At 64.2% G+C, this 9284-nt stretch carries 8 protein-coding genes and 1 pseudogene; 7 read left to right on the forward strand and 2 right to left on the reverse strand.

Going from position 1 to position 9284, the window contains the following annotated elements; all coding sequences use genetic code 11:
• A pseudogene (locus JHD07_RS16360) lies at window positions 1-652 on the reverse strand (phospholipase); the annotation flags it as partial.
• A 23-nt stretch (window positions 653-675) separates the two neighbouring features.
• A complete protein-coding gene (locus JHD07_RS16365; RefSeq protein ID WP_291623959.1) occupies window positions 676-1647 on the reverse strand; it encodes a S1C family serine protease in 972 nt (323 codons plus the stop codon).
• Between the two features lie 237 nt (window positions 1648-1884).
• On the opposite strand from JHD07_RS16365, the gene JHD07_RS16370 reads away from it, so the two are divergent.
• From JHD07_RS16370 to JHD07_RS16400, 7 genes are all read left to right on the forward strand, one after another.
• Entirely contained in the window at window positions 1885-2496 is a 612-nt protein-coding gene (locus tag JHD07_RS16370; protein ID WP_291623961.1) for a hypothetical protein, read from the forward strand.
• Window positions 2493-2882, forward strand: coding sequence for a hypothetical protein (locus JHD07_RS16375; RefSeq protein ID WP_291623963.1), 390 nt, complete (start codon window positions 2493-2495; stop codon window positions 2880-2882). Before JHD07_RS16370 ends, JHD07_RS16375 begins: the two co-directional genes overlap by 4 nt.
• A gap of 150 nt (window positions 2883-3032) precedes the next feature.
• On the forward strand, window positions 3033-4451 hold the full coding sequence (locus JHD07_RS16380; RefSeq protein ID WP_291623965.1) for a M20 family metallopeptidase: 1419 nt from the start codon (window positions 3033-3035) through the stop codon (window positions 4449-4451).
• Window positions 4452-4712: 261 nt separating this feature from the next.
• Window positions 4713-6503: a peptide ABC transporter substrate-binding protein gene (locus JHD07_RS16385; RefSeq protein ID WP_291623967.1), complete on the forward strand. Its 1791-nt coding sequence runs from the start codon at window positions 4713-4715 to the stop codon at window positions 6501-6503.
• A gap of 29 nt (window positions 6504-6532) precedes the next feature.
• Window positions 6533-7492: an ABC transporter permease gene (locus JHD07_RS16390; RefSeq protein WP_291623969.1), complete on the forward strand. Its 960-nt coding sequence runs from the start codon at window positions 6533-6535 to the stop codon at window positions 7490-7492.
• Window positions 7458-8375, forward strand: a complete 918-nt coding sequence (locus JHD07_RS16395) for an ABC transporter permease (RefSeq protein WP_291623971.1) — start codon at window positions 7458-7460, stop codon at window positions 8373-8375. Before JHD07_RS16390 ends, JHD07_RS16395 begins: the two co-directional genes overlap by 35 nt.
• On the forward strand, window positions 8375-9284 hold a 910-nt coding region (locus tag JHD07_RS16400; protein ID WP_291623973.1), incomplete at its 3' end, for an ABC transporter ATP-binding protein. The genes JHD07_RS16395 and JHD07_RS16400, both read left to right, overlap by 1 nt.

Genomic DNA, 9284 nt, shown 5'->3' on the forward strand with positions numbered 1-9284 from the left:
AGGTCGGTCCGGTCGCGGTCGGCGCGACCAGGATCGCGCCGAGACTGCGCGCGTCGCGGAGCCAGCTCCACAGGAAGCCGCGGCCGTTGCCGCTGCCGCCATGCAGCGCCATCACCAGCGGCACTGGCCGGTCCGGGGTGTAGTATTCGGGCACATAGACCGAGAAGCCGCCGCGGCTGCCGGGCTCGTTGTGATCGTGGAAGATGCCGGTATGTTCGCCCGCGCCGGCCTCCAGCCGCGACAACACATTCGCGTTGTCCCGGTTGGCCGCGTTGAGGAAGAAGCTGCTCACCGGCGGAAACTGCACTGCCAGCGGATACAGTGCCTCCTGCGCGCGCGGCAGGTGGCGCAGCGCGCGGAAGACCGCGACGAGATCGCCATGGCCACGCTCGACCTCACGAATGCCGGCAAACGCGGCGAGCGTCTCGACACAGGCGCGATCGAGACGCTCGCGCAGCCCAGCGAACTGCTCCGGCCATTCTCGAATCGCGCCGCGCGCCGCCTGCAGCGCCTCATCCGGCCTGCCGATCGCATCCATCACGGAGGCGAAGGCCGGCGGATGCAGATGCCGCTGAAAGAAGCCAAGGGCTTCCAACGCATTGAGCAACGGCGGCAGAACGGCCACGATGTCGTCCACCACGGCCTCGGTCATCGCCTGCTTCCTCGATGATGGGGTCAGTGCAGCTTCGGCGCCTTGAGGAGCTTGAAGCGGTCGGTCGAGGTCACCGTGACGTCGAAGGTGACGCCTTCGTGGTGTACGGTGAGCGGCACGTCGACCCCGGCCGCGCCGAGCGCCCACATTTTCTTATAGAACGCGGTCTGGCTCGTGACCTTGTCGCCGTTGACGGCGAGAATGACGTCGCCGGTCTTGAGCTCGGCGCGCGCCGCCGGACCGCCCGCGGAGATCCCGATCACCACCACGCGGTTGTCGATCTCGGTCGAGAACAGCCCGAGCCAGGGCCGCGCCGGCTTGTTGACGCGGCCGAACTTGCGCAAATCGTCCAGGACCGGCTTTAACTCGTCGATCGGCACGATCATGTTGACGTGCTCGGCCTTGCCGTCGCGTTCACGGTCGAGCTGGAGCGAGCCGATCCCGATCAGCTCGCCGCGCTCGTTGAGCAGCGCCGTCCCGCCCCAGTTCGGATGCGCCGGATAGGTGAAGATGGCTTCATCCAGCAGATATTCCCAATAGCCGGCGAATTCCTGCTTGGCCACGATCTGGCTCGCGACGGAGCGCGTGCGCCCGCCGGCGCCGCCGACCACGACGCGGTCGCCGATCCGGGTGGCCGCCGACGAGCCGAGCGGCAGCGGGGCGACGTCGAGCTGGCCGAGCGCCTGCACCAGCCCGAACCCGGTCTCGGAATCGAAGCCGAGCGCGTGACCTTCCACCACGCGTCCGTCGGCGCGGTGCAGCCAGACCGACTCGGCCTCGGTGATGAGGTAACCGATGGTGAGCACCAGCCCGTCGTCGATCACGACGCCGTTGCCGGCGCGCTCGGTGCCCAGCGTCTCGGCGCTGAAGGCGTCCGGCGGGATGATGGCGTGCAGGCCGACGACGGAGCCGAGCGCGCGGTCGAGATCGAAGCCGTAGTCGCTCGCTCGCGGCTGGTTGGCCGGCGGCACTCTCCATTCGGTCAGGGTGGGCATGGAGTTCTCCTGGTCGTCCTCTTGGCGCTTTGACATGCCTCCAGCGCAAGAAGCGCCGCGTGAAATCAAAGACAATCTATGATGCAAACGCCTCTCTTTAAAGACCGCCCTGCGTGGACCGGCCGGGAAATGCAGCAATTCTGGAGCAGGCGCGACTTGTAAGTCCCGGCGTCGCCCGAAAAGACATTGTCGGTCCCATGTGGCAGGCGTATCGTTCCCTCATCTGTGGAACAAGCCATGAGCGATGACAAGAATTTCGATCGGCTGACTCTGGAAAATGCACTGACCGAGCTTGGCCGCCGGGCCTACGCCGCAGGCCGTACCGTCGAAATCGTGGTCTACGGCGGATCGGCCCTCCTGTTGACCTTGAACCGGCAGATCAACACCGGAGACGTCGACGCGGTGTTCGAAGGCACCAAGGATTTCATCAAGAGGCTTGCGGCCGAGATGGCGGAGGAGTTCGGCTGGGACGAGAACTGGTTGAACGACGGAGTGAAGGGGTGGTTGAGCAAGAGAGACGCGGACCCAGATGTGAAGGCCCTATTTAAGACCTACCCCACCGAGGATCAGCCCGGCCTCCGCGTCTACACCGCCAGACCGGAATACTTGTTTGCCATGAAATGCCGGGCGATGCGTGTCGGCGGTGTGGAAACGAACTCGGACATTGATGATATCAAGCTCCTCGCACGCGCGATAGGCGTCAAGAACAGCCGGGATGCACTGACATTGGTCGAAAAATTCTATCCGCAGAACATGCTTCAACCCAAGACCCGGTTGGGTCTCGAGGAGATTTTCTCAAATCTCGACGGACCTGAAGACGATCACACGCCTCCGGCGAGCCAATCATGAGCCTGTTCGGCAAGAAGCCCGCGACGCTAAGTGATGTCGTTCGCCGCGTGCGTGCTGGCGAGCAGAAGTTCGATCCCTCGCTTCGCGAATTTCTCGATTGGTTTTACGCGAACCCGCACGCGCGCCAGCAGGCCATCGAAGAACGGCCAGCTTCGATCGACGCTGTACACGACGCCTATGCAGCGGCCGTGGCGGAGCACCTTGCGCGCGTCTACGGGTTACAGATACCGGAATGGACCGAGGTTCACGGTAATGGGCTTCGGGAGCCCTTCTTTGCAGGCGGTCTACAATCTCTGAAGGGGGTGCTGGTTGCCGAGAGCCCGACGGCCTTCCGGCGGCGCCTCCTGTTTGTCAGTAAAGACGCGTTGTCGAGGCCGAGAATGTAGTGGTGCGGTGGTTCGTGTGGCCAGTCGACTTGGGCCGTGCGTGAGACCCTGCCGGGCCGCATGGCTGGTGCCCCTGCCGCTGCTAGGCGGCTCCTACCTAAGCTGCTAACCCTTGCCGCTTCGTTTGACCAGGGATCACGGACGACGAGCATGGACAACCGCAGCGACATCTGGCGTGGCATCGACACGATCAAGGCGCGTTTCATCGACCTCAGCGACAGGGTCTGGGGCATGCCTGAGGTGTGCTACACCGAGGCGCGGTCCGCCGCGGAACATCTTGCCGAGTTGCGCCATCAGGGCTTCCGCATCACCGAGAACGTCGCCGGCATTCCGACTGCGGTGATGGGCGAGTGGGGCGAGGGCGGTCCGGTCATCGCTTTCATGGGTGAATACGACGCTCTGCCAGGCCTCAGCCAGGAGGCGGGTGTCGCCGAGCATCGCCCCGTCGAAACCGGCGGCCATGGTCATGGCTGCGGTCACAACCTGCTCGGTTCCGCTGCACTGCTCGCCGCGACCGCGGTGAAGGACTGGCTCGCCGAGAACAAGGTGACTGGACGCGTGCGCTATTATGGCTGTCCGGCCGAAGAGGGCGGCGCGGCCAAGGCCTTCATGGTGCGTTCCGGCGCGTTCGAGGACGCCGACATCGCCATCACCTGGCATCCGCACAGCTTCTGGGAGGTGGCGGTGACCCCCTCGCTCGCCAACACGCGCGCGGATTTCATCTTCACCGGCCGCACCTCGCATGCGGCGGCCTCGCCGCATCTCGGCCGCTCCGCGCTCGATGCGGTCGAGCTGATGAATGTCGGCGTGAACTACATGCGCGAGCATATGCCGAGCGACGCGCGCGTCCATTATGCCTTGCTCGACACCGGCGGCATTGCGCCCAACGTGGTGCAGGCCCATGCGCGCGTGCGCTATTCGATCCGCGCCCGCGACCTGCCCGGCATGAACGAGCTGGTCGGGCGCGTGAGCAAGATCGCAGAGGGTGCAGCTCTGATGACCGAGACCAAGGTCGAGATGAAGATCATCTCCGCGGTCTCGAACATCCTGCCGAACGCGCCGCTGGAGCAAGCGCTGCACCAGCTGATGGAAGAGCTCGGCCCGCCGCATTTCGACGACGCGGACAAGAGCTTTGCCGGCCAGATCCGCGCGACGCTGAGCGACAAGGACATCGCCTCCGTCTATTACGCGATCGGGATGGAGCCAACCGATCGGCCGCTGGCCGACTTCCTGGTGCCGCTCGACGCCAAGCGCAATCCGCTGGTCGGCTCGACCGACGTCGGCGACGTGAGCTGGGTCGTGCCGACCGTGCAGGTCCATGCGCCGACGGTTGCAATCGGTACGCCCTTCCACACTTGGCAGGTGGTGGCGCAGGGCAAGAGCCCACACGCGCACAAGGCCATGGTGCAGGCGGCGAAGGCGATGGCCGGCCTCGGCATCAAGGCGCTGACGGAACCAGAGCTGATCCAGGCGGCCAAGGCGGATCTGCAAAGGCGGACAGCCAAGACGCCTTACGTCTGTCCGCTGCCGGACCACGTCGCGCCGCCGCTCGATATGTCCGTGGCATAGTTTCGCCTCGATACTTCGTCTGATCCGCCGAACAAATTTTCCGCAGTGCAGCGCGCAATCCGGCAGGTTTCGATGCTGGATTGCCGAACGGATGGGCTGAAGAACGAATTTTTGCCCAACATGCAGTCAGAAGACCGTTTGCATACACACGGTCCCTGTTGACGTGCACCCCATTCAGTGTGCCATCTATTCCCAGCCAAATGGGCCGCCGACGCTTCTCGGCCGCCATCATCACTATGGGAACCAGACGGGGGGACAACCATGCTGGACAAAGAACTGCGTTCGATGATCGGCCAGGTGAAAGACGGACGGATGGATCGCCGCGCCTTCGTCAAGCGCCTCGCCGCGGTTGGTCTCACCGCTCCCCTGGCCAACCAGATCCTCGCGCTCGGCGGGGTTGCCATGGCGCAGAGCCCGGCGGTCTACAAGCCGACCAAGCGCGGGGGCGGCGGCCCTCTCAAGCTGCTGTGGTGGCAGGGGCCGACGCTGCTCAATCCACATTTCGCCACCGGCACCAAGGACCAGGACGGATCGCGGCTTTTTTACGAGCCGCTCGCGAGCTGGGATGCCGACGGTAATCTCAACCCGATCCTCGCTGCAGAGATTCCTTCGCTTGCAAACGGCGGCCTCGCCGCCGATGCCAAATCGGTGGTTTGGAAGATCAAGCCGGGAGTCAAATGGCACGACGGCAAGCCGCTTACCGCCGACGACTTCGTGTTCACCTGGCAATACGCCAGCGATCCCGCCACGGCTACCGTCAGCATCAGCACCTATGGTGAAATCACGGTCGAGAAGGTCAACGATCTCTCGATTCGCATCCTGTTCAAGACCCCGACGCCCTTCTGGGCAAATGCCTTCGTCGGGGCCTATGGCTGCGTTCTCCCCAAGCATCTGTTTGCGGAGTACAAGGGTTCGAAATCTCGCGAGGCGCCGAACAATCTGGCCCCGGTCGGCACCGGTCCCTATAAGTTCGTCGAGTTCAAGCCGGGCGATGTGGTCCGCGGCGAGCTCAACCCCGACTATCACATGCCCAACCGTCCCCATTTCGACACGATCGAGATGAAGGGCGGCGGCGATGCCGTCTCGGCGGCGCGCGCGGTGATCCAGACCGGCGAGTTCGATTTCGCCTGGAACATGCAGGTCGAAGACGACGTGCTGCTGCGTCTGGAGAAGGGCGGCAAGGGCAAGACGCTCTACGCCACCGGCGGCGACATCGAGTTCATCGCGATCAACTTCACCGATCCCAACACTGAGATCGATGGCGAACGGTCATCGATGAAGACCAAGCATCCGATCCTCTCGGATCCGAACGTGCGCAAGGCGCTTGCCCTGCTCGTCGACCGCGACTCCGTCAAGAAGGCGATCTATGGTCGCGCCGGCCGCACCACCGCCAACTACCTCAACGGGCCCGAGAAGTTCGTCTCCAAGAACACCTCGTGGGAGTTCAACATCGAGAAGGCGTCGAAGATGCTCGACGACGCCGGGTGGAGAGTCGGAGCGGACGGCATCCGCGAGAAAGACGGCAAGAAGTTCAAGCTTCTGTACCAGACCTCGACCAACGGCCCGCGCCAGAAGACCCAGGCCATCGTCAAGCAGGCCTGTCAGAAGGCCGGTATCGACGTGGAGCTGAAATCGGTCGTCGCCTCGGTGTTCTTCTCGTCGGACGTCGCCAACCCCGACACCTATCCCAAGTTCTACGCGGACATCGAGGAGTTCCAGATCCCGATGACGCAGCCTGACCCGGCCTTGCACATGCGCCGCTACATCTCCGCCAATGTGGCCACCAAGGAGAACAAGTGGCAGGGGCAGAACTTCCCGCGCTACGTCAACAAGGAGTATGATGCCGCCATCGCGGCGGCGGAGACCGAGACCGATCCGGTCAAGCGCGCTGCGCTCTACATCAAGTGCAACGACCTGTTGTGGCAGGACACCGTGTTCATTCCGGTGATGCACCGCCTCAAGGTCGAGGCCGCCGCCAACAACTTGCGGCCGGCGCTGAGCGGCTGGGCGAACGAGACCGACAACATCCAGGACTGGTACCGGGAGGCGTGAGGGACGTCCGCTAAAAGGATCCTTCCCTGATGAGTCAGTATGTCCTGCGTCGCCTGCTGATTGCGATTCCGAGCTTGCTCGGCATCTCGGCAGTGCTGTTCTTTGTGCTTGCGCTGGCTCCCGGCGACCCGTTCTCCGAACTGGCGACCAACCCGAACGTGCCGCCCGAAGTGCAGGCCGCACTCCGGGCCAAGTTCGGCCTCGACGATCCGATCTACCTCCGTTACCTGCACTGGCTCAACGCCATGCTGCACGGCGACTGGGGCTTCTCCTTCGTCAGCCGCATGAACGTCGACACGCTGATCCTCCAGCGCCTGCCCGCCACGCTTTACGTGATCGGCTCGGCGCAGATCCTGGCGCTGCTGATCGCGATTCCCGTCGGTGTCTACGCCGCGACGAAGCCCTATTCGCTGTTCGATCAGGTCGCAAACACGCTCGCCTTCGTCGGCTTCTCGCTGCCGACCTTCTTCACCGGCATTCTGTTCATCCTGATCTTCTCGATCACGCTGGACTGGTTGCCGTTCGTCTATACCACCGACATCAAGGCGACCGGCATCCGCTGGGTGCTGGAGATGATCCGTCAGGCGATCATGCCGGTGGCGGTGCTCGGCCTGTTCCAGGCGGCGTCGATGACGCGCTTCGTGCGCTCGGCGATGCTCGACGTCATCCGGCTCGACTACGTCACCACGGCGCGGGCCAAGGGCCTCGGCCAGGCCACGGTGATCATCAAGCACGTGATGCGCAACGCCATGATCCCCGTCGTCACGCTGATCGCGTTGCAGATGCCCGCGGTATTCGGGGGCGCCATCGTCACTGAGCAGATCTTCCGCATTCCCGGCATTGGCTCGCTGCTGATCTCCTCCATCCTCTCCAACGATACGCCGGTGGTGATGGCCGTCACCTTCGTCTTCGCGTGCCTCGTGGTCCTGTTCAATCTCATCGCGGACGTCCTGTATGGCTGGCTTGACCCTCGCATCTCCCTCCGCTGAGCGGCGCGTCTATTCGCCCTGGCGCGAGACGTGGCGGCGTTACAGCCGCCACAAGCTTGCCGTGGTCAGTGCGTTTCTGCTCTTGGTTCTGGTGCTGGCAGTCGTGTTCGGTCCGTTCGTCTGGCGGGTCAAGATCGACGAGATCGACGTCATCGCAGGTATGCAGGGGCCGTCGCTTGCCCACCCCTTTGGCACCGACGATCTCGGGCAGGACATCCTCGCCCGCATGATCTATGGCGGCCGCATCTCGCTCGCGGTCGGACTCGCCGCCATGCTGGTCTCGGTCTTGATCGGCACGCTGATCGGAGCGCTCGCAGGCATGTCACGCGGCGCGCTCGGGCACGGGTTGATGTGGCTCACCGACCTGTTCCTGTCGTTGCCGCAACTGCCGCTGCTGCTGTTGCTCATCTATCTCTTCCGCGACGGGCTGAAGGTCGCGTTCGGCCCCGAAGGCGGCATCTTCATCCTGATCGTGCTCGTGATCGGGGGGCTGCGCTGGATGCCGGTTGCCCGCCTCGTGCGCGCGCAGTTCCTGTCGATCCGCGAAAAAGAGTTCGTGGAAGCGGCGCGCGCGCTCGGCGCCAGTCCGGTGCGGCAGGTGCTGCGCCACATCCTGCCCAATGCGCTAGGCCCGGTGATCATCGCCGGCACCATCGACGTCGCCGCTGCCATCATCGCGGAATCGACGCTGTCGTTCCTCGGCCTCGGCTTTCCGCCTGACACCCCGACCTGGGGACGGCTGCTGTACGACGCCAAGGATTTCCTCGACATCGGCCCGCACTGGGCGCTCTTCCCGGGCGGCGCGATCTTCATCGCGGTGGTCGCCATCAACTTCATCGGCGACGGCCTGCGTGACGCGCTCGATGCGCGGCGGGTGATCTGATGGCGCCGCTGCTCGAGATCAAGGGCCTGAAAACCCATTTCTCCACCGACGACGGCATCCTTCAGGCCGTCGACGGTGTCGACATCTCCATCAACCGGGGCGAAACGCTCTGCGTCGTCGGCGAGTCCGGCTGCGGCAAGACTGTGACCGCGATGTCGATCCTGAAGCTCATCGCGATGCCGCCGGGCCGGATTGCGGCCGGGCAGATCATCTTCGAGGGCCGCGATCTCGTGCCGCTGACCAGCAACCAGCTCGACGAGATCAGGGCCAAGGAGATCGGCTTCATCTTCCAGGAGCCGATGACCTCGCTCAATCCGGTGCTCACGATCGGCGAGCAGATCGCCGAGAGCCTGCGCCGGCATGAAGCGGTAACCAGGAAGCAGGCGCTCGAGCGCACCATCGAGATGCTGAAGCTGGTGCAGATCCCCAACGCCGAAGGCCGCGTGCACAACTACCCGCATCAATTCTCCGGCGGCATGCGCCAACGCGTCATGATCGCGATGGCGCTCGCCTGCAAGCCGAAGCTGATCATCGCCGACGAGCCGACCACTGCGCTCGACGTCACCATCCAGGCGCAGATCCTGGACCTATTGCAGGACATGAAGGAACGCTTCGGCATGGCGGTGATGTTGATCACCCATGCCATGGGCGTCGTCGCCGAGACCGCTCAGCGCGTCGTCGTGATGTATGCCGGCAAGGTGGTGGAGGAGGCGGCCGTCGACGAGCTGTTCGGCGATCCCCGCCATCCCTATACGCAAGGGTTAATTCGGTCGATCCCGCGAATCGACCTCGACAGCGAGCACAAGACGCGGCTGGAGGCGATCGGCGGCACGGTGCCGATCCTGATCAATCCGCCGGTCTGCTGCCGCTTCGCGCCGCGCTGCAAGTTCGCCATGAACGTCTGCACCG

Origin of the sequence: Bradyrhizobium sp., assembly GCF_016462955.1 — a bacterium.
Lineage (GTDB): Bacteria > Pseudomonadota > Alphaproteobacteria > Rhizobiales > Xanthobacteraceae > Bradyrhizobium.